Origin of the sequence: Subtercola endophyticus (genome assembly GCF_021044565.1) — a bacterium.
Classification (GTDB): Bacteria; Actinomycetota; Actinomycetes; order Actinomycetales; family Microbacteriaceae; genus Subtercola; species Subtercola endophyticus.
The window spans coordinates 2,537,299-2,558,137 of record NZ_CP087997.1 but is presented as its reverse complement, the minus strand read 5'-3'; the positions used below and the strand labels follow the sequence as shown (position 1 = coordinate 2,558,137).

Genomic DNA, 20,839 nt, shown 5'->3' with positions numbered 1-20,839 from the left:
GGCTCACCGCCCGGCTGCAGCGGAACGCAGGCCGAGACCCACGCGCAGGGCCACCCGAACGGGAAGGTAGTACCACTGGTGGTACCGCTTGGCGAGGTAGAGATACGCGCTGTGATGGTGCGCCCTCGTCATGGCCGCGGAGTGCGCCTTCGTCGAGGTGCCGCCCGCATGCGCCACCGAGGCCGTCGGTACGTAGAGCACCTTCCAGCCGGCGTTCGCCAGACGCTCACCGAGGTCGACGTCTTCGAAGTACATGAAGAAGCGGTCGTCGAAACCGCCGACCTCTTCGAAGGCCGTTCGGCGAACGAGCAGGCAGGCGCCCGAGAGCCAGCCCGAGGTGACCGGTCGGTCTGAACGGGTCTGCGAGCGATCGGCCTGCAGGTAGCGGCGAGACCAGGGGTTGCCCGGCCAGACCCGGTGAAAGATCGCGTGGCCGGCGCCCGCCGTGAAAGACGGCAGAGCCCGGGCCGACGGATAAATCGTACCGTCGTCATTCGTGATGCGCGGGCCGACCACTCCGATGCGGTCGTCTGCCGTCGCAACGGCCAGAAGGGCGTCGATACTACCGGGGGTGAACTCGACGTCGGGGTTGGTGACGAGAATCCATTCGGCCGAAACCGGCAGAGACCCGGCGGCGAGGTTCACCGCCGCACCGTAGCCGAGGTTGCTGCCGGGGTTCAGTACGGTTGCAGTGGGAAAGGGAGCGAGAACGGGTTGCAGATCATCCGTCGCCGCGTTGTTCACCACGATCAGCTGTGGCGGCTCGGCGCTCGCCGCCGCGACGGAGCGCAGGCAGTTCGCGACGTCGTCGCCCGAGAAGTAGCTCACTGTTATCAGTGCGATGGGGCTCGTCATGCGTGCCTCCCGACCACACCGCTCGGTACCAGGGCACGACGGCCCAGGGCAGCGGCGAACGCAACGGTGTGTCGCGCCGCGCAGCGAGCCCACGAGAACTGCGCTGCGCGTTGTATGCCCGCAGCGGCATATGCTTCTCGCCCGGGCTCATCGGCCAGCAATCGAGCCAGCTCGCGACCGATGCTCGCGGCGTCTGTTGCGCAGTAGGCGACGGCGTCGCCGCCCACCTCGGGCAACGACAGTTCACGCGAGGTGAGTACACAGGCTCCGCTCGCCATGGCCTCGAGCACGGGCAGGCCGAACCCCTCGCCGAGGCTCGGGTAGGCCGTGACGCGGGCTCCGCCGAGCAGAGCGCGCAGGTGTTCGAGCGGGGCGTAGCCGAGCATCCGGATGTCGAAGCCGGCGCCTCGCGCTGCTTCGACCGAGCCGGCGACCGCTTCATCCCAGCCCGCGCCCCCGGCCAGCAGCAGTGCGGGTCGTTGGTCGGGTGAAGTGGAGCGAGTCGCGCTCACGAACCCCTCGATGAGGGCGGGAACGTTCTTGCGCGGCTCGAGTGTGCCGAGAAAAGCGACCCACGCCTCGGGTTCTGGCACGAGTGTGCTGCGGAACGCGGTGAGATCGGCCTCGCTCGGCACGTGGAACACCGCCGTGTCGTAGCCGAGCGGCGCCGCGAACACGCGGCTGGGAGAGGCCCGAGTGATGCGCACGTATTCGTCGGCAGTGGTCTGGCTTGGCGTGACGACCACGAGTCGCAGGGCCTTGGCGGCACGAATCCAACTGCGAAAGAAGACGCGCTTCAGCCGGCTGTGCACCTCGGGCGCCGTGAAGAACGTCAGGTCGTGAATCGTGACCACGCGCTTGCGGCGGCTGAACAGCGGAAACGTGTAGTGCGGCGAGTGCAGCACCGCCGCGCCGGCACGACGGGCGATACTCGGCAGCGCGACCTGCTCCCAGGCGAACCGGCCGGATGCCCGTGCCGCCCATCCGGCAGCGACGATGGTTCGGGCGCCACTCGCCGTGAACCCGGCTTCGTCGCGTTGCTGGCAGACCACCACGAGGTCGACGCCGCTTGCGACCAGCTCGGGGACGAGATTCTCGACGTAACGCCCGACCCCGCCTCGGTCGGCGGGGATCGCCGTCGCGTCGAGCAGAACGATCGGGGCGGAACGAGGGCGGGTCGTGCTGTTCACGCCGATCAGGTGGCCAGAAGCTCGAGGTCGTGGTCGACCATGCGGTGAACGAGGGTGGCGAAGTCGATCGTGGGCGACCAGCCGAGCACGGCGTGTGCTTTGCTGGCGTCGCCGAGTTGTTCAGACGGGTCGACGGGTCGCACGAACGCGGGGTTCACGGTCACGAGGCCCGACCAGTCGGTGATGCCGACCCGGTCGAAGGCAGCATCGAGAAAGTCGCCGATGGTGTGGGAGACCCCGGTCGCGATGATGAAGTCCTGCGCCTCGGGCGCTGTCGCGGCCAAACGCATCGCGGCCACGTAATCGGGTGCCCAGCCCCAGTCGCGGCGTGCATCGAGGTTGCCGAGTTCGAGACCGTCTTGCAGGCCGGCGCTGATGCGGGCGACACCCGCCGTGATCTTGCGGGTCACGAACGTCTCGGGCCGGCGCGGGGACTCGTGGTTGTAGAGCACACAGTTCGACACGTGCAGACCGCGCGCGCGGAACACCCCCGCAGAGAGGTGCGCGTACGCCTTCGACGCCCCGTATGGCGACGTCGGCGCGATCGGCGTCGACTCGGTTTGGGGCGATTGGGTCGCCTGGCCGAAGATCTCCGCGCTCGACGCGTGCACCAGGCGAACCGGATGCCCGTGGTCGGCGCTCAACCGCTGTGCGCTCTCGAGCAGCCTGACCACGACCTGCCCGTTGACCTCCCCGGTGCGCACCGGGTTCTTCCACGACTCGAACACCGAACTGATCGCAGCGAGACTGTAGACCTCGTCTGGGCGCACCTCGGCGACCAGCTCTTCGAGCCGGCCCGGTTCGAGCAGGTTCAGAGTGTGCAGAGTGAGTGCGTCAGGCGCACCGAGACCGCCGATGTTCTCCTCGCCCGGGCTGCGCACAACACCGTGCACCTGATACCCGTCAGCGAGCAGAGACTCGGCCAGGTACGAACCGTCTTGCCCGGAGATACCGGTGATCAACGCGACAGGCACGGTCAGTTCCGTTTCGGGTCAGGCGCCACGAAGTCGTGGCGTTGCGGGGAGGGCTGCTGTCACAGTCGGGCGAGGGCCTTCTGCTCGATGACGTCGTTCTCGACCATCATCGTGACGAGTTGCCCGAAATCGACCTTCGGCTTCCAGCCCAGAACCCGCTCCGCCTTCGCACTCGACCCGATCAGCAGATCGACCTCCGCGGGACGCATGAACTCCGGATTCTGCTCCACGTACTGCTCCCAGTCCGTGATCCCCACAACCGCGAACGCCCGCTGCAACAACTCACGGATCTCGTGCGTCTCACCCGTCGAGATCACATAGTCGTCAGCCTCGTCTTGCTGCAACATCAACCACATCGCCTCGACATAGTCGCCGGCGAATCCCCAGTCCCGGCGGGCATCCAAATTGCCGAGCACGATCTTGTCCTGCAAACCCAGACTGATCCGGGCCACCGCCTGCGACACCTTACGGGTCACGAACTCCGGACCACGCCTGGGCGACTCATGATTGAACAACACACCAGAAGAGGCGTGCATGCCGTACGACTCCCGATAGTTGATCGTCATGTAATGCCCGAACACCTTCGCGACCCCGTACGGCGACCGCGGCCACAACAGGGTGTCCTCGTTCTGCGGAACCTGCTGCACCTTCCCGAACATCTCAGAACTCGATGCCTGGTAGAACCGCACCTTCTTCGGGTCATCCCCGGAATACAGGCGCACCGCTTCGAGTGCGTTCAGCACACCCTTCGCGGTCACCTCCGTCGTCAACGACGCGTTCTCCCACGAATACGCCACGAACGAGATCGCACCCAAGTTATAGAACTCGTCCGGCTTCGCCGCCTCCAACGCCCGGATCAGACTCGACAGATCCGTCAAATCACCCGTGAGCACCTTCACCCCCGGCAAAGTCGCCTCCACCAGCGCCCGCTTCGGGTTGTTCTGCCCCCGAATCAGACCATAAACCTCATACCCCTTCGAGAGCAGAAGCTCCCCCAAATAAAGGCCATCCTGGCCAGTGATACCAGTAATAAGAGCGCGGGGCATAAATTCCTCGGTGTTCTGTGTCGGTCATGCTGACGCCAGCCGTTTCGAAGGCGTGCGATCAACTAGTATTCCACGGTGCAGGCTTTACTGAGTCGACTTCGGGTCGCGGGCCCCGTTCTACTGGGTTCAGAGGTCGAGTCGCAGCGCCTCGCTCGTGCGGGTGCCCCTGCCGCCGTCGAGGCCGCAGAGTGGGCGTCGGCCATCGCTGCCTCGGTGCGACGATCGTTGCGCAACGACCAGATCTGGCTCGCCATCGTTGCCTTCAGCACTGTTTTTCCGACGCTCGACGAGCACCGCGCCGTTCGGCGGGCACTGGCCCTGGCCGGCCCGGGAGACGAACTGGATGCTCTGCTCACCTCCCTTCGTGCGGTCATCGATCGCGCCACCAGCCTCGACGCGCCCCTCGTACTCGCGCGCAACGCCGTCGTGATCGACGCCAACTTCGCGGGCCGCTTCGATCACAACACCGGGGTTCAGCGCGTACTGAGAGAGACGGTGTCTCGGTGGGCGGTCGAGCATCCGCTCGTGCTGACGGCCTGGAACGACGACTCGACCGCGTTGCGGGCCCTGGTGGGGCGTGAGCGTGACCGCGTTCTCGACTGGCCGACACATTCGCGGCGCTCGGCGGCCGGCCCGCGGCCCGATGCCGATGCCGAGGTCGGTGCCAGTGCCGGTGCCAGTGCCGATCTTGATCTCGTGCCGGCGAGCCTGGGCGGCGCGGGCGCGGCGATCGTGGTGCCTGTCGACTCCGTCGTCGTCGAGATCGAGGTCGCGCAGGTGGATACGGCCGCAGCCCTCGCCGGTCTCGCCGCAATCAGCGGAAACCGCGTGGCGCTGGTCGGCCACGACACCATTCCGATCGTGAGTGCGCAGTCGCAAGACGGCGGCGAAATCGAGCGGTTCGCCCGGTTTCTCACCGTCGTGAAGCACTCGAGCAGGCTCGCCGGAGTCAGCCAGTCGGCGGCCGACGAGTTCTCGGGCTTCGTCTCTGCCCTCACCGCACAGGGCGTGACGGGCCCCGACGTGGTCACCGTGCCGCTGGCCATGAACGCACCGTCACTCGCCACTGCGCCTGCGCTCGCCGCTGCTTCGTCGACGTCGCGAATCAGTGGCTCGAAAACGACGGCCGCCGCTGCTCCGGGTTTCGCCGAGTCGCCCGCAGGCGGTAACGGCTCGGCTGGGCCGCTCATCGTCGTTGTCGGCAGCCAGGAGCCGCGTAAGAACCACTCCGCCATTCTGTTCGCGGCCGAGCGGCTGTGGCTGAACGGCGAAGACTTTCGGCTGCGCTTCATCGGCGGCGGGGGAGCCCTGCATCTGAAGCAGTTCGACGCCGAGATCACCCGTCTGCAGCGCGAAGGCCACTCCGTCGAAGTGCTGCGCGGCGCGGGCGACCAGGTGCTGGTCGACTCGTACCGCGACGCCCGATTCACGATCTTTCCGAGCCTGCACGAGGGCTTCGGGTTGCCGGTCGCCGAGTCGCTCGCGCTCGGCACACCCGTCATCACGGCCGATCACGGCAGCCTGGCCGAGGCGGCCCGCGGCGGCGGCTGCCTGATGGTGGATGCTCGCGACGACGAGGCTCTCGCCGTTGCCATGACGACCCTGCTGCACGACGACGAGGTGTACGGCCGGCTGCGGGCCGAGGCGGCCGCGCGGTCGTTCCGCACCTGGGACGACTACGCCCGAGAACTGTGGGCGGCGCTGATCGAGCCGTTGGTGACCGTCCCGTCGAGTGCTGGCGCGCTGGCGACGGATCCGCTGCGTGCCGATGCGCCGGGCGCTGATCCGGCCGGTGCCGGAACCGAGACGCGCCCCTTCGCCAGCACGCCGAAACGGGCATCCACCGCCCCGGTCGAGTCGCAGCGGGCCTACGATCGGCTGACCCTCGAGCGCTGGTGGAGCGCGGCGAACGCCGCCGTAGCCGAACGCCAGGCGCGTGAACGATCGATTCTGCGCACGGTGGCGAAAATCGGCCCGCTCGCCCGGTTCTTCGTGGCGCGATCACGCGAAATGGGTGTGCCCGCGGCGAGCAAGGCTGCCTTTCGTGTGGTGAAACGTCGGCTGATTTCGAGCTAACTCCCGGGTTCCGGTTGCTAAAGTGAGCGAAACCGTGGGGGCCCTCGCTCCCTCGACCGAGCCGCCGCAAGACGACCCATCAGGAGCCCTGGCCCCATGCAGACACCGCCCGACGAGCCTGGCGCCGCCGACGGCACGTGGCCAGAAGGTCTCGCTCCTGAGGGTGACGAGTCGTCCACCCGCTCCCACGGCCATTCGCACAGCCACTCACGCACCCACTCCTCGTCGCGTTCCAGCTCAGGTTCGGGGCGCAGGCGCAGACGCTCGTCGCGCAGCCGTCGTCGTCGTCGTACGGTCGCTATCGTGCTCTCGTCGGTAGGAGTCGTCGTTCTCGGCATCGTCGCCTTGGCTGGGTGGGTGGCCTATCAGACGTTGCAGGCAAAATCCGACCTCGAGACCGCCCAGAGCTCGATTACTGAGATTCAGAAAGACGTCACAACTCTCAACGTGACGGCGCTGCCGGCGTCGGTCGCCACGTTCCAATCGAGTGCCCAGAGTGCTGCTTCGCATACCAATGACCCCGTGTACCGACTCGCAGAGGGTCTTCCGGTCGTGGGCGTCAATCTGACCGCGGTGCGCGAGCTCTCTGGCGCGCTCAACGACATCGGCACTCAAGCGCTGCCGCCGCTCGTCTCCGTTGCGTCGTCCGTCACTCCCGAGTCGCTGAAGCCCGTCGACGGAAAACTGAACGTCGCACTCTTGAGTCAGGGCGACGCGGCTCTGGCCAGCGCCGACACGGCGATGCAGTCGGTGCAGGCGTCGGCTCAGGGCATCCAGACCGCCGGCACCGTGGGCCAGATCAGCTCGGCCAAGACGCAGTTCGTGTCGGCGCTCGGCAAGGCGCACGACGAAATAACGAAGGTGCGGGGCACCATCGGTACGGTCGAGAACATTCTCGGAATGAACGGAACCCGGCACTATCTGCTCGCGTTTCTGAACAACGCCGAGACCACGGGGCTGGGTGGTGGCCCGGCGTCGGTGTCGATGCTGACCGTCGACAACGGCAGCTTCGCCATCACCGACCAGGCGTCGAGCACCGACTTCCCCCTCAATCAGGGCCCCGTCATGACGCTCGACCAGAATCTGCTCGACATGTACTCTCCGGGCATCGCGTCGACCATGAACTGGTCGACCAGCCGCCCCGACTTTCCGACGGCGGCCAAACTCATCGAGGCCTACTGGGCCAAGTTCAAGGGCGGCGTGACACCCGACGGAGTTATTTCGATCGACCCGATCGCGCTCAGCTACATTCTGGGGGCGACGGGGCCGATGACGCTCGCGTCGGGTGACGTGATCAACGCCGACAATGTCGTTTCGCTGATGCTGCACGACATCTACCTGCGCTACCCGCAATCGGAGATCGAGGCGCAGACCGACGTCTTCTTCGCCGACTCGGCGAAGACCATCTTCACCGGCATCACCACCACGAAGGCAGACCCCACGGCGTTGATCGACGCCGTTTCGAAGGCGGTCTCGTCAGGCAACATGATGGCATGGAGCCCGGTCGACGCTGAGCAGCAACTGGTCACTCAGGCCGGGCTCGAAGGCGTGATTCCAACCGACAATACGAAGCAGTCGATGGTCGGGGTCTACTTCCGAGACGTCTCAACGTCGAAGGCCGACTACTGGGTGCATTCGACCGCCGATATGTCGAGCGATGTGTGCACCAATAGTCAGAATCCGACATTCACGACAACCATCACGCTGAACTCGACCGAAACGCTCGAAGAGTCCCAAGACCTGCCCGAGTTCGTGACCGGGGGAGTGTTCCACGGAACGAAGATCGCCACGGAGGTCTACGTCTATGGACCCGTCGGTGCGACGTTGACCTCAGACACGGCCGGCGACACGAGTGTGGGCGCCACCGTGCGGTCGAGCTCGCAAGACCTCGGCCGACCGGTTGCGCGGTTCGAGGTGTTTCTCGCCCCGGGTGAGACGAACACGGTCACCGCGACCTTCACCGGGGCCGCCGGAAAGTTCGGAAAGCCGACTTTGCAGGTCACGCCCATGATCAACCCGACAGCCAGCACGGTCACCGCGGCCGGTTGCAAGTGACGGCTGGCAATACGACGGAGGGCTTCGCTGTGCCCGTAGTATTGGGCAATGCCTAATCGCCTGGTGCGGGCTACCGCCGTCGTTTATGAGAAGCTGCTGCGCTACCTGCTGAAGTTCGGCGTCGTCGGCGCTATCGGCTTTGTCGTCGACTTCGCCGTCTTCAACTGGCTGCTCGTCGGCGGGCTGGGCGAAGGGCACTTCTTGTCGGGGCCAATCGGTGCGAAGGTCGCCGCGGTGGCGGCAGCGACGGTCGTCACCTGGTTCGGCAACCGGTACTGGACGTTTCGCGAACACCGCCGACGCAACTACATCGCCGAGCTCTTCGAGTTCTCGGTGGTCGCCGTTGCGGGGCTGCTCATCAACGTGCTGTGCCTCTGGTTCTCGCACTACGTGCTCGGCTTCACGTCGATTCTCGCCGACAACATCTCCGGTCAGCTGATCGGCACCCTGCTGGCTACTCTGTTCCGATTCGTGCTCTACCGCTATTGGGTGTTCGGCCGCCATCGCGGCAGCGTTCTGGCAGACCCCGCTGCGGCGGCGGCCCAGCTCGATGCCGAGCAGAAAGCCGAGCTTGCTGCTGCGTCGATCTTCGAAGACGACAGCTACGCCGAGGCTGACGCGGCTCGCGAGAACCCGCACCTATAATTGGTCGGATGCCAGAACACGACGCCACTCAGACTCGTCTAGCCGAACTCGAAGCAGAGCGAGACCGACTGCAGGCCGAGCTCGACTCCGTCGCGAACCGGGCCACCGATCGCTGGCTCGGTGCCGCGTCGTTCGAATCGAAGGCGTTGGCCGCCATGCAGCAGACGATCTCCTGGCGTGTGACGAAGCCGCTGCGAATCGTTCGCTCGCTGCCCTCGCTGGCTCCGCGGCCCAAGAAGTAGAGGCGAGTCGTGCCCCCTGCCCTGTACGACACGCTGACGCCCGAAGCGCCTTCGGCGGCCACGGTCGCAGCACTCGGTCGTCGGCTGGTCTCGGCCGCCGAGCATATTCTGCCGCCGAGTGAGCAAGCGGGCATCCCGTCGCTGTTGTCACGCGGTGTGGGGGTGCTGGCCGACAGTGTGTTCCGCCACGTTCAGATCAGTCGCAGCGACGACGAACTGTGGCTGGCTCTGGTCGCGCTGACGGCGGCGTTTCCGCACTCCGACGTGTTCTTGGCGTGCCGGCGGGCCCTGGGCGTGGCAACGCCCGAACGTGCTCTCGCGGCGGTGTTCGAGAGCGTGCAGGCGGCGTTTCGGCACTTCGATTCGCTCGATTCCGACATAACGATCGTCACCGACCGGGTGGTGGTCGATGTCGATTTCTGCGCCAAATACGACCACAACTCGGGCGTTCAGCGTGTGGTGCGAGAAACCATGTCGCGCTGGGCGGTGAGCCACGACATCGAGCTGTGCTGCTGGTCGACGGGCGACAACGCCCTGCGTGAGCTTTCGCCCGTCGAGCGCCGACGCGTCGTCGACTGGAACGCCTGGAAGCTCATCGCTGAAGCAGATCGCCCCGCCGAACCTCCGACGTTCAGGCCACGGATCGTCGTGCCGTTCGGCACCACGGTGATTCTGCCGGAGGTCGCCCGACAGGGATACGCTCCTGCGCTCGCCTGCCTGGCCGAGTTCTCATCGAACCGAGTGGGCATGGTCGGGTACGACACCGTTCCGATCGTCAGTGCCGACTTGGTCGCCGAGAACGAGTCGGAGATGTTCGGCAGATACCTCACGGCCGTCAAACACGCCGACCGCATCGCCAGCGTGAGTGCGAGCGCGGGCGCTGAATTCGAAGGCTTCTTGCACGCGGCCGCGGCCCAGAACTTGCCCACGGCCGCCGTGCGACCTGTTCCGCTCGCTATCGAAGTACCGCAGCGCAGCAATGCCGCAGCCGGTTCGAAAGGCAGCGGTGCCGAGCCCCTCGTGCTCATGGTCGGCAACCAAGAGGCCCGAAAGAACAACCTCGCTGTCATCTTCGCGGCCGAAACGCTCTGGCGCGAAGGCCTACGCTTTCGGCTCCGGATGATCGGCGGCGGCAAATCGCAGTACACCCGTCTGATCGACCGCTACGTCGCGCGGCTCACCCGACTCGGGCGCCCGATCGAGCTGTGGCGGGGCGCAAGCGACGACCTGCTCGTCGACTCGTACGGCTCGGCGCGTTTTACCGTCTTTCCCTCGTTGCACGAGGGCTTCGGTCTCCCGGCGGCGGAGTCTCTGGCGATGGGCATTCCGACCGTGACGTCGAACTACGGCAGCACCGCCGAGATCGCGGCCGGAGGCGGGGCGCTGACCGTCGACCCGCGCGATGACCGGCAGTTGGTCGAAGCGTTCCGAGCCCTGCTGACCGACGAAGCATTGCATGATCGGCTCGTCGCCGAGGCGCTCGCGCGGCCCAGCCGCAGCTGGGACGACTACGCGGCCGAACTCTGGTCAGAACTCGTTGTACCCCTGGAGCGTGACGTATGAGCAAGGCCGTAGTACTGACCAGGCTGGGAGTTCTGGCAACGACCGTGCTCGGGCGCGACCCGGGGCTTTCGACGCCCGAGGAATACGCGCGCGTGCTGGCGCCCGCCGTAAACGGTGACACGAATCTGCTCTGGCTCACCCAGGCTGCCATCGCGGCAGTGCTTCCGTTACACGACGACTTCGAGCGCTTTCGCCGAGACGCGGCGCTGAACGGCGCGGCCGCGGCCATCGGCCGCCAGGTGGCTCGCAGCTCGCGGGTACTGGCGCCGAACCGGTCGGTGCAGATTCGCATCGCGACTGACACGGTGATCGTCGACGTGCACCACACGGCGCGCACGGGCCTGGCCACGGGCATCCAGCGCGTGGTTCGGCAGACCATTCAGCAGTGGAACAGCAAGGCCGAGGTCGAGCTGGTGGGCTGGGATTCGTCGTTCACCGGGTTGCGCCACCTTTCGGAGCCCGAGCGTCAGAACGCGCTCTACGGATCGGTGCCGCGCATCGCCCGGCCGCGCGAGTGGGTGCTGACGATTCCGTTCCGCACCACGTACATTCTTCCCGAGCTCGCCATCGAGCAGGGTCGAACAGACCGCATCTCGTGCCTGGCCGAATTCTCGGGCAACCAGACCACCGTGATCGGCTTCGACTGCGTACCGCTGACCTCGTCGGAGACGGTCGGGGAGGGTATGTCGGCCGCGTTCGCGAAGAACCTCTCGGCGCTGGCGCACTTCGATCGTGTCTCGACGATTTCGCGGGCATCCGCCACCGAGTATGCGGGCTGGAAGCGCATGCTGAGCGGCGCGGGCCTCGCGGGGCCCGAGATCGAGCCGCTGCTGCTGCCGAGCGTCGCAGAAGAGGTCTCGGCCGACGACTTCGAGCGGGCCCGCGAGCAGCTGCTGAGCGGGCAGTCGACAGGCAGCGACGCGCCGCTCGTGGTGTGCGTCGGCAGCCACGAACCGCGCAAGAACCATCTCGCCGTGCTGTATGCCGCCGAACGGCTCTGGCTCGAAGGGGTGTCGTTTCAGCTGGTGTTCATCGGCGGAAACGGCTGGAACGGGGCCGCCTTCGCCGAACAGCTCGCGCGGCTCACGAACGACGGCTGGCCCGTCAAAGCGATCTCGGCCGTCTCGGACAGCCTGCTCTGGAGCGCCTACCGACTGGCCTACCTCACCGTGTTCCCCTCGCTGAACGAGGGATTCGGGCTGCCGGTGGGCGAGTCGCTCTCGGCGGGCACCCCGGTGGTGACCAGCGGATTCGGCAGCATGAAAGAGATCGCGGCCGCCGGCGGAGCCATCTTCGTCGACCCTCGCGACGACGACGACGTCTATCGCGGCATGCGGGCGGGGCTGCTCGACGAGGAACTGCACGCGCGGCTCGTCGCCGAGGCGGCCGAGCTGCCGAGCCGGGGATGGTCGGACTACGCTGCGGCGTTGTGGCAGTATTTCGTTCCGCAGAGCGTCGCGCCGGAGAGCGAACGCCCAGCCTCGGTCACGTAGGATCTAGCAGTGGGATTTTGTAACGTCCTCGAAAGTGGGCACCAATGACAGATGTGGCGCAGCAGAGGGCTGAACGACTAGCCGAACTGCCCTTCGAGGTGTCGGTCAGCGCGGGCCCGAAATCGGTGGGCGGTTTTTTCGCATCGATTCGCGAGATCGTCAAGCACCGTGAGCTGCTCGACCTGCTCATTCGACGCGAACTGAAGTCGCGCTACAAAGACTCGACCCTCGGTTTCGCGTGGAGCCTCATCAAGCCGCTGGTGCAGCTGCTGATCTACTACGTGTTCATCGGTCAGGTGCTCGGCGCCTCGCGCGGTGTGCCCGACTTCGCCATTTTCGTCTTCTCCGGCCTCACCCTGTGGGGCCTGTACGCCGAGATCGTGGCGACCGGAACGGCGTCGATCGTCTCGAACGGCGGGTTGATCAAGAAGATCTACCTTCCACGCGAGATCTTTCCGCTCGCTGCGACGGGTTCGGCCATCTTCAACTTCTTGGTGCAGATGGTCGTGCTGCTGCTGGCGATCATCGTGCTCGGCCAGTTCCCCGTGTCGTGGAACCTGTTGTGGGTGCCGGCGGGTGTCGCCGTGGTGCTCATCTGGGGCGTGGCGTTCGCGCTCGTGCTCTCGGCGCTGAATGTCTTTCTGCGCGACATCCAGTACCTCGTCGAGGTCGTCATGCTGCTCATGTTCTGGGCTTCGCCCATCGTCTACTCGTGGTCGTTCGTCGTCGCAGCGGTCAAGGATCATACCTGGCTGCTCGACGTCTACCTGCTGAACCCGGTGTCTCTGGCCATTCTCGCCTTCCAGCGCGGGCTGTGGCAGGCCGGCAGCCAGACGCGGGTCATCGGAGGCAACACCGTGCCGCCTCAGCCGTGGCCGGCCCACATGGAGCTATTGATGCTCGGAGCCGGCATCGTCGGCGTCGTCGCCATCTTCATCGCCCAGCGCATCTTCTCGCGCCTGCAGGGCAACTTTGCGCAGGAGATCTGATGACGGTGAGTGATGTGACCACGAATGACAAGTCGAGCCTCGGCAAGGGGGCGCCCGTTGTCGTGCGTGCCAACGGGGTATCGAAGCGCTTCGTCATTCGCAAAGAGAAGTCGCTCAAAGAGCGCATCGTGAACTTCGGCCGCTCGCAGAAGCACAAAGACGACTTCTGGGCGCTGCGCAATGTCGGATTCGAGATCACGGCGGGCTCGACGATCGGGCTGGTCGGCGCGAACGGTTCGGGCAAGAGCACACTGCTGAAGGTTCTCGGGGGCATCATCGAGCCGAACGACGGTTTCGTCGAGCGCCGCGGCCGTCTCGCCGCGCTGCTCGAGCTCGGCGCGGGGTTCCACCCCGACCTGACGGGCCGCGAGAACGTCTATCTGAACAGCTCGATTCTCGGCCTCACCCGTAAGCAGACCGACGAGTATTTTCAGTCGATCGTCGACTTCAGTGAAATCGAAGAATTCATCGACACCCAGGTGAAGTTCTACTCCTCGGGCATGTACGTGCGGCTGGCGTTCGCCATCGCCGTGCACGTCGACCCCGACATTCTGCTCGTCGACGAGGTGCTGGCGGTCGGCGACGAGCCGTTCCAGAAGAAGTGCATGGAGAAGATCAAAGAGTTCCAGAAAGAGGGCCGCACGATCATCCTGGTGTCGCACTCGTCGGCTCAGGTGCAGCTCTTGTGCGACCGGGTTCTGGTGCTTTCACACGGAAACGTCGTCTTCGACGGTGGCGCAGTCGAAGGTATCGCTGCCCTGCGCGAGTCTTTCGAGCATTAGCGCGGGTCCTGGCACGTCGGTCTGCGGCGTTCTCGTCGTCGGTCGCACCTGAAGTGCGACTCTCCTCCTCGGCCTTGCATCCCGTCGCACCAGTACCCGCGCTCTATCGCGGCTCAGTAGGGCGCGCCGACGAGGCTGTGCGGGTCGACCACGGAGTCGAAGAGGTAGATCGTGTAGTCGCCGTCTTCGATGCGCGTCGAGGTCGGCAGGCCGGCCGTGCTGCTGAGAAAGGTGTCTGCCGCGTCACCGGTGAACACCACGATGGCGGTACGACGCTGCGCGGCGGCCTCGTCGTCGTAGGGTTCGTACGGGTGCGCATTCAGCGAAGCAATGTTCACGTCTTCATTGCTCACCGCAGTGAGACGGTACGCCAGCCAGTACTCGCCGTAGGCTGCCTCGACGCCGTGTGATTCGAGCAGCGACTCGAGCTGCTGGTATCCCGCACCGAATTCCGCATCGGTGCCGAGTTGCAGGTTGTTGGAGTACGACAGCGTCTGCGAGAAGGTGAGGCCGGCAGCGAGCAGCGCCGCGAAAAGTCCCACAAAGCGGATGCGCGTGAACAGCCAGGCCAGCGCTACTGCGAACGCGGGGCTCAGATAGATCGCGTAGCGCACCGTGGCCGCGGTGAGAACGTCGTTCGCCGCAACGATGATGACCGCCATGCAGAGGAAGGTGCCCACGGTGAGAGCGCCGATCCACAGGCTTCGCCGCACGATGGTGAGCACGACGAGCAGTGCGAGGGCGGCGAGGGCGAGGGCCGTGACGATGAACCGTTCGGGCTTATCGTAGACCGGAACGAGTGCAGGTATCAGGGTCGTAAAGAACGAGATCACGCTCGAGAAGTGAAACCCGCCCGGTGCGGCGCCCTGTCTGGCGAAGGCGGTGCCCCCGACCGCTTCACTCAGCCACGGCAGGGCTCCGACGATCGCGGCGAGAACCCCGACGAGAATGTGCCGCCACGAGCGGTGCCGAACGGCGGCGATAACGAAGGCCGGAGCCGCGAATGCCGCGCCCATCGGTGACTGCCAGAGCGCCAGCCCTGAGGCGAAGCCGATGGCGGCCCACAGCAGATAGCTCTTTCGCACCGGCGCTCGCAGGGCGAGAAAGATGACCAAGAGGCCGAGGCACAGGCTGGTGTTGTAAAAGCCCCCGTCGGTGGTCGACTGCCGCAAGATGACGAAGCCGGGAAAGACGAAGAGCATCGCCGCCACGTTGCCCGCCGTGCGACCGAGGGCATGCGTGGCAATGGCGCGCAGCAGCACCGCGGCGACCGTGATCACCGCGATCTCCACGATGGTGAGCACGGCAAGGCTCGGGCCGAAGACGACCATCGCCCCGCCGGCGAGAATCTCGAGCAGGGTGCCGCCATACGGTTGTCCCCAGAAGAACCAGTCGATCTGGCCCTCTGAGACGTGCTTCGAGATCAGGTAGACCACCGCATGGTCGGAATCCTCGAGATGACCCACCGAGAACGCGAAGAAGATGCGGAGCGCTACTCCGGCGGCCAGCACGACCCAGAAGAGGATGTTCGACAGTCGCCGTTCGCGACGCGCCCACATCGACAGCTGTTCGCCGGGTGCGGCTGCGACGGGCGCGGCTGCCACAGGTGGGTCGGGCGTCGCGGTCATCAGGTTCTGCTTCACGCCTTCTTACCGGCGCCACGTACGGCGCGCAGGGGCGCCGTGACACGCCAGGAAAGCGTGTGCTGCAGATCGCTGACCAACTGGCCGAGTTCTGCTTCGCGCGTTCGGGCGCTGCTGAGTTCTGCCTCCAGGCGCGAGTTCGTCTGTTCGGCATCGGCCAGTTTGATCTTCAGCACGTTTTCGCGGTCGATGGCCTGTTCAAGCTGCCGAAAGACGTCGTCGAGGTGCGCTTGCAGCTCGACGCGTTCGATGTGCACGAACCGATCGAGAATTCCCGCAGAGTGCGTCAGCAGACTGCCGAGTTCTTCGAAATGCTCGTCTGCGACGTAGAAGCGCGACAAGCCGTCGAACAACGTGAAGTGGTACCCGGCCTGCTCGACCCGCTGCTGCCACTCGGCGGTGACCTGGATGCTCGTTCCGGGCTCCGTCGCCTCGATGACGAGCACCCACGGGCGAAAGCGCGTCAGGTCGATCGAGGCCAGCACCTGAGTCTCTGCACCCTCGGTGTCGATCGACATGAAGTGGATTTCGCTCTCCGCCAGCCCCGCCGCCTCGATCGTCTCGTTGAGAGAGACGACGTCGACGGTCGTGTCGCGCACGGCGTGACCGTGCTCGGCGTGGCCGGCGCTGATGTCGTCGACGAGAGTCGACAGGCCCGTGCCCTCGATCAGATGAAAGGTCAAGGTCTCAGCAGTCGAGTCGCTCGCAACCGCTTCGAAGACGGCGTCGCGCGGTCGCTCGACCCGAAAACGCCGCGCATACTCGGGGTTGGGTTCGATGGCTATGCCGTGCCAGCCCGCGTCGTAGAACTTCTTGGTGACCGAAAACTCGGTGGGATCGTTCGCTCCTACATCGATGTAGGTTCCGTTCTCGATCTGGCCGAGTGCGCGCCACAGCACGATGTCTTCGCCGTTCTGGGCGTACGAGATGTTCGACTCGCTCACCTTAATGTTTCCTTTCGTGCACGCTGGCCCCTCGAGTTCTCAGGAGGCATGCGGCTGAGCTACGCTACCGTAACAGTAGTCTGCGATTCAGACTGAAGCTGGGAGCCGAAGGTGGAGGCGACCGGTGTCGTATGCAGGCGGTGTCGTATGCAGAAAAGAGCGGTTGGTATTTCGTGGCGTCTTCGGTGGTAGTGAAAGCAACGGCCCCCTTTCGGTCGTATCTGAACCAGAGGTTCGGCGATCTGCAGAACCGCATGGAGAACCTCGAAAAGCGCATCGACAAGACCCTCGAAATGGTCGAGCAGCAGACCAAAGACACCATCGAGTTGCAGCGGGCGCTGCTCGACACCATGACGCTGCTGGCGGCTGCCGTTGCCGAACAGAAGACAAGCGCAGAGCAGAAGACAAGCGCAGAGCAGAAGACAAGCGCAGAGCAGAAGAAGAGCGGCAACACGACCTCGGCTGCCGCCGCGCATCCCCAACCCGTCGCACAAGCGAGCGCGGAGTCTGCTGAATAGTGCGTCTCTTCGTCGATCTGTCGAGCACTCAAGACCCGATCAGCGCTGAGCGTGGTATTCCGACCTACGCGCGCGAATTCGCGCGGGCCATCGAGAAGGCAGAACCCGAGCTCGTCACCGCGTACGGCATCGAGAACGAGGGTCCGTTACCGGCCGGTCTCGACTTTCTGCTGCCGACCGGAAAGCTGCAGCGCATCCGCAACGGCCGTCTCGGCATTCACGGCACGAACGACTTCGTTTTCGATGTGTGGCACGACCTCTCGCCGTTCTACGACCTTTCGAGCGAGTACTTCAGGTTCATCACCGAGTCGCGGTCGAAACTCGTCGTAACCCTGTACGACCTCATTCCGCTGATTTTCGATGACGTCTATCTCTCGAAGATCGAGGTTCGCGCCAACTACTACCGCAGTCTCTCGATCGTGCAGCAGGCCGACAAGGTCATGTGCATCTCGCAATCGGCTGCAGACGACGGGATCCGGTTGCTCGGTCTCGACCCCGACAAGGTGTTCGTCGTCGGTACGGGCGTCGAAGCCCGTTACCAGCCGACGGATGACCGGGCGGGCGCCTACCGTAAGGCGGCCCGGGGCGTGAAAGGGCTGCGCGAGGGCTTCGTGCTCTACACCGGTGGCATCGACCATCGTAAGAACATCGAGGGGCTGCTCGAAGCGTTCAGCCTGGTGCCTCGCGAACTGCGAGCGGCTCACCAGCTGGTCGTCGTCTGTCGGGTGACGAAAGAGACGAAGAAGTACCTGCACACGCTCGCTGCTCGCCTCGGCATTCTCGACGACATTCTGTTCACCGGTTTCGTGTCGTCGGAGCACCTGCTCGAGCTTTCGCAGTCGGCGCACCTGTTCGTCTTTCCGTCGTTGTACGAGGGTTTCGGACTGCCGGCTGCAGAGGCGATGATGTGCCACACACCGTGCATCGTCGGTGACAACTCCTCGCTCGTCGAGGTGATGCCGCTGGCCGACGCCCGTTTCAACGCCGAAGACCCGTCTGACATCGCTCGGGCGATTGTGCGCGGAATCACCGACGAGCCGTTTCGGCAGCGGCTGATCGACGTCGCCCAGCAGAGCGATTTTTCGTGGAAGGCGGTGGCAGAGAAGGCTCTGCCCATCTACCACTCCCTCGAGAACTTCACGAGTCCGGGTCCGGCGGTCGTCGACCCCGACGCCCGCCAGCGCATCGCTCTGGTGTCTCCGATGCCGCCGACCCAGAGCGGTGTGGCCGACTACAGCGCCCGCCTGCTCGACGAATTCGTCAAGGTCGCCGACGTCGACGTCTTCACTCAGGCCGACGCCGACCGCCCCGAGCTGCCCGGTGTGCGCTGGTTCCAATACAGCGCGTACCCGTTCGTCACGACCCTCGACGGTCCGTACAACGACACGATTTTCTGTATGGGCAACAGTACGTTCCACTATCCGGTGCTCGACCTGCTGCGGCGCGAACAGCGCGGAACCGTGATGCAGCACGATGTCAACATCCAAGACATGCTGATGGTCGCCCACCGCCTGCAGCCCGACCTGGTGTCGCGGCAGAACCTCGACACGCTGCATCGCCGCAACGCGGGCCAGCTGCCGGAGAACCTGCAGCACTATCGCGCTCACGACGCGTCGTCGTATTACACCTACAATTCGCCGATGTCTGCCGAGCCGCTCGCCTTCTCCGACGACTTCATCGTGCACAACATCTCGGCGGCCACGCTCGCTCGGCTGGAGTCTGCGCAAGAAGAGGCTGCGAAGATCAGGGTGATCCCCTTCGGACATCGGGCTGTCGACGCGCAGAGCATCGACGGGCCGCGCGACGCCGTCGTGTCGATGGGCATTCTGGCGGGCCGCAAGCGATCCATTGTGATTGCGCGGGCATTCGCGCTCTTGGCGCCGATCTTTCCCGATCTCACGTTTGCGCTCGTCGGCGAGAGCCTGCTCGGCGACGAGGGGCAGCAGCAGCTCGACGAGATCATCGCCGAGGCAGACCTCGGGGATCAGCTCGTGATCACCGGGCGAACCTCAGACAGCGAATACGACGAGTGGCTGCGCCGCGCAAAGGTCGCCGTTCAGTTGCGCGAGCGGTCGTTCGGCGAGTCGTCGGCGGCCATCGCCGACTGCTTCAGCTTCGGTGCTCCGGTCGTGGCCAGCAATGTCGGCCCCGTGCGCGAGCTTCCCGACGATGCCCTGCTCAAAGTCGCGCCGGAGATCGGCGCGGTCGACCTCGCTGCCGTTCTGGCCGAGTTGCTGACAGATCGCCAGCGCCTGCAGTCGATGCACCGTGCCGCCATCGACCACGCCGAGAAGAACTCGTTCGCCCGGGCCGCCGAGGCGGTTCTCGACAAGTCGCTCGGCCAGCATCCGTTGCTCGAAGAGCTGCAGCGGGCCTACTGAGCGTTCGTGTAACCGAGCGTTCGCGTCACCTGACGGCGCGCGGCGGTGGCCCGAGCGGCAGCGGGTCGAGTTTCACCTTCGACGCCAGCAGCACCAGCAGCAGAAAGTTGCCCTCGACGATCAGCCGGCTCTCGGTGAGGCTCTGAATGATCAATGCCGCCAGCAGTAGCAGCGGCAGCAGGGCGACCGCCTGGTAGGGCGTCTCGACACCGACGACCGGCCCGGGGCGATCCACGGCCATCCACCACGACCGGATGATCGTGGCAGCGATGAGGCACGAGAACACGAACAGCCCCACGAGCCCCAGCTGCAGAAACACGTCGATCCAGGCGTTGTGCGCCTGCAGGTACACGGTGCCGTCGATGACGATCAGGTTCTTGAACGGCTCTGCCCAGGGCGCCCAGTAGCTCACCCACCCCCAGCCCAGCACCGGATGCTGCCAGGCGAGGTTCAGCACGGTGTTCCAGATCTCGATGCGCCCGGTGAGGTTGTCGCCGCGGTGCAGCAGCGGAAAGAGCTGATCGGAGAGGTTCAGCGTGAAGATCGTGATACCGAGCAGCCCCACGATGCCGAACGGATAGACGACGAGCCGCTTGTTCACGGGAACCCGGCGGATGACCAGCGCCACCGCAAGCACGAAGCCGACGCCGATCGTCGCCAGCAGTACAGTCGCCGAGCGGGTGAGGGCGTGTTCGAGCAGCGCCACGCCGATCCACAGGATGCTCGGCAGCGGTCGGCGCGTTCTCTCCACCAGCTCGATGACGAACACGATGAGGGCCAGCAGCACGAGAAACGCCAGCAGGTTGCGGTTGCCCACGATGCCCTGAAGGGCCCCGCCGTTGAAAAGATTGCCCTCGCTCCATTGGTAATCCGGCGGCGGCTTCTGGCCCGGGGCGAGCAGCCACAGCGCGCCCACCGGATGCCGCACGAAGACAGCCACCACGAACTCGAAGAGCAACGACAGGCCGAGCAGCCAGCGAAGCGCCGTGCCGAGCACTCGCAGAATCTCGAGCCACGAGAGTGAGACGGCGATGAAGAAGCCGGCGATGGCGGTCAGCCACTGCGAGAGCACCCCGAGCAGCGTGGCGCCGGGGTAGTGCGACCAGAGGAGCGAGACGGTGCAGAGCACCAGAAACGCGGCCAGAGGCTTCGAATATCGTGCCAGCGGCAGGGTGCGCGTCGACCTTCCGCGCACGAGCGAAACAAGACACGCAGCGGCGAGAGCTGCGACCAACACGACGAACGCCGGCCAGCCGAGCAGGCTCTGCCAGGCGTCACCGCCCAGCGCTGCGATGAGCACGAGAACGGCCAGCGTTCGGCGTCGCCGCGTGCCCGGGTCGCTTGCGTGTGCGCGTGCGCGTGCGTTTGCGCCCGCGGCCGCGGGGAGCGGCGACGCGGGCGCAAACGGGTCTCGATCGGTTCTGGACATCAGACGACCAGGCT

16 protein-coding genes and 1 pseudogene are annotated in these 20,839 nt (G+C 65.4%); 10 read left to right on the top strand and 7 right to left on the bottom strand.

All coding sequences use genetic code 11. The annotated features are described in order from the left end of the window. Positions 1-3: 3 nt before the first annotated feature. The 4 genes from LQ955_RS11895 to LQ955_RS11880 are packed head-to-tail and all read right to left on the bottom strand — an operon-like array spanning position 4 to position 4,065. Complete coding sequence (locus tag LQ955_RS11895; protein WP_231024750.1) at positions 4-855, bottom strand: glycosyltransferase family 2 protein; 852 nt, start codon at positions 853-855, stop codon at positions 4-6. Continuing rightward, the gene (locus LQ955_RS11890) at positions 852-2,045 is read right to left on the bottom strand and encodes a glycosyltransferase family 4 protein (protein ID WP_231024749.1); all 1,194 of its coding nucleotides are present in this window, start codon (positions 2,043-2,045) and stop codon (positions 852-854) included. Before LQ955_RS11890 ends, LQ955_RS11895 begins: the two co-directional genes overlap by 4 nt. Before the next feature lie 5 nt (positions 2,046-2,050). Further along, positions 2,051-3,019, bottom strand: a complete 969-nt coding sequence (locus LQ955_RS11885; RefSeq protein WP_231024748.1) for a GDP-mannose 4,6-dehydratase — start codon at positions 3,017-3,019, stop codon at positions 2,051-2,053. A 59-nt stretch (positions 3,020-3,078) separates the two neighbouring features. Next, positions 3,079-4,065 (bottom strand): GDP-mannose 4,6-dehydratase, encoded by a 987-nt coding sequence (locus LQ955_RS11880; RefSeq protein WP_231024747.1) that lies wholly within the window; start codon positions 4,063-4,065, stop codon positions 3,079-3,081. 75 nt (positions 4,066-4,140) lie between these two features. Between LQ955_RS11880 and LQ955_RS11875 the strand changes: the two genes are divergently transcribed. From LQ955_RS11875 to LQ955_RS11840, 8 genes and pseudogenes are all read left to right on the top strand, one after another. Further along, the gene (locus LQ955_RS11875; protein ID WP_231024746.1) at positions 4,141-6,141 is read left to right on the top strand and encodes a glycosyltransferase; all 2,001 of its coding nucleotides are present in this window, start codon (positions 4,141-4,143) and stop codon (positions 6,139-6,141) included. A gap of 96 nt (positions 6,142-6,237) precedes the next feature. Beyond that, on the top strand, positions 6,238-8,196 hold the full coding sequence (locus LQ955_RS11870; RefSeq protein ID WP_231024745.1) for a DUF4012 domain-containing protein: 1,959 nt from the start codon (positions 6,238-6,240) through the stop codon (positions 8,194-8,196). Positions 8,197-8,244: 48 nt separating this feature from the next. Continuing rightward, positions 8,245-8,841, top strand: coding sequence for a GtrA family protein (locus LQ955_RS11865; RefSeq protein WP_231024744.1), 597 nt, complete (start codon positions 8,245-8,247; stop codon positions 8,839-8,841). Between the two features lie 8 nt (positions 8,842-8,849). Further along, positions 8,850-9,083 (top strand): hypothetical protein, encoded by a 234-nt coding sequence (locus LQ955_RS11860; protein WP_231024743.1) that lies wholly within the window; start codon positions 8,850-8,852, stop codon positions 9,081-9,083. 9 nt (positions 9,084-9,092) lie between these two features. After that, positions 9,093-10,646, top strand: a complete 1,554-nt coding sequence (locus LQ955_RS11855) for a glycosyltransferase (protein ID WP_231024742.1) — start codon at positions 9,093-9,095, stop codon at positions 10,644-10,646. Next, positions 10,643-12,139, top strand: coding sequence for a glycosyltransferase (locus LQ955_RS11850; protein WP_231024741.1), 1,497 nt, complete (start codon positions 10,643-10,645; stop codon positions 12,137-12,139). The genes LQ955_RS11855 and LQ955_RS11850 overlap by 4 nt, the downstream gene beginning before the upstream one ends. 44 nt (positions 12,140-12,183) lie before the next feature. Continuing rightward, on the top strand, positions 12,184-13,128 hold the full coding sequence (locus tag LQ955_RS11845; RefSeq protein WP_231024740.1) for an ABC transporter permease: 945 nt from the start codon (positions 12,184-12,186) through the stop codon (positions 13,126-13,128). After that, positions 13,128-13,904: pseudogene (locus LQ955_RS11840) on the top strand (ABC transporter ATP-binding protein); the annotation flags it as partial. The gene LQ955_RS11845 and the pseudogene LQ955_RS11840, both read left to right, overlap by 1 nt. 119 nt (positions 13,905-14,023) lie before the next feature. Here LQ955_RS11840 and LQ955_RS11835 read toward each other — a convergent pair. Together LQ955_RS11835 and LQ955_RS11830 are read right to left on the bottom strand one after the other, a co-directional pair. Continuing rightward, positions 14,024-15,553, bottom strand: coding sequence for an ArnT family glycosyltransferase (locus LQ955_RS11835; protein ID WP_231024739.1), 1,530 nt, complete (start codon positions 15,551-15,553; stop codon positions 14,024-14,026). Then, positions 15,550-16,497, bottom strand: coding sequence for an FkbM family methyltransferase (locus tag LQ955_RS11830; protein ID WP_231024738.1), 948 nt, complete (start codon positions 16,495-16,497; stop codon positions 15,550-15,552). The genes LQ955_RS11835 and LQ955_RS11830 overlap by 4 nt, the downstream gene beginning before the upstream one ends. A gap of 185 nt (positions 16,498-16,682) precedes the next feature. Here LQ955_RS11830 and LQ955_RS11825 point away from each other — a divergent pair, with 185 nt between their 5' ends. Both LQ955_RS11825 and LQ955_RS11820 read left to right on the top strand, forming a co-directional pair. Beyond that, entirely contained in the window at positions 16,683-17,015 is a 333-nt protein-coding gene (locus LQ955_RS11825) for a hypothetical protein (protein ID WP_231024737.1), read from the top strand. Then, entirely contained in the window at positions 17,015-19,396 is a 2,382-nt protein-coding gene (locus tag LQ955_RS11820) for a glycosyltransferase (protein WP_231024736.1), read from the top strand. Before LQ955_RS11825 ends, LQ955_RS11820 begins: the two co-directional genes overlap by 1 nt. A gap of 25 nt (positions 19,397-19,421) precedes the next feature. Here the strand turns inward: LQ955_RS11820 and LQ955_RS11815 are convergent, their stop codons facing one another. Next, positions 19,422-20,825: an O-antigen ligase family protein gene (locus LQ955_RS11815; protein WP_231024735.1), complete on the bottom strand. Its 1,404-nt coding sequence runs from the start codon at positions 20,823-20,825 to the stop codon at positions 19,422-19,424. Positions 20,826-20,839 lie beyond the last annotated feature (14 nt).

Bases quoted from the DNA above. Each gene is read 5' to 3' on its own strand.
- LQ955_RS11895 (WP_231024750.1), bottom strand. From the start codon at position 855: ATGACGAGCCCCATCGCACTGATAACAGTGAGCTACTTCTCGGGCGAC.
- LQ955_RS11880 (WP_231024747.1), bottom strand. From the start codon at position 4,065: ATGCCCCGCGCTCTTATTACTGGTATCACTGGCCAGGATGGCCTTTAT.
- LQ955_RS11870 (WP_231024745.1), top strand. From the start codon at position 6,238: ATGCAGACACCGCCCGACGAGCCTGGCGCCGCCGACGGCACGTGGCCA.
- LQ955_RS11865 (WP_231024744.1), top strand. From the start codon at position 8,245: ATGCCTAATCGCCTGGTGCGGGCTACCGCCGTCGTTTATGAGAAGCTG.
- LQ955_RS11860 (WP_231024743.1), top strand. From the start codon at position 8,850: ATGCCAGAACACGACGCCACTCAGACTCGTCTAGCCGAACTCGAAGCA.
- LQ955_RS11850 (WP_231024741.1), top strand. From the start codon at position 10,643: ATGAGCAAGGCCGTAGTACTGACCAGGCTGGGAGTTCTGGCAACGACC.
- LQ955_RS11845 (WP_231024740.1), top strand. From the start codon at position 12,184: ATGACAGATGTGGCGCAGCAGAGGGCTGAACGACTAGCCGAACTGCCC.
- LQ955_RS11815 (WP_231024735.1), bottom strand. From the start codon at position 20,825: ATGTCCAGAACCGATCGAGACCCGTTTGCGCCCGCGTCGCCGCTCCCC.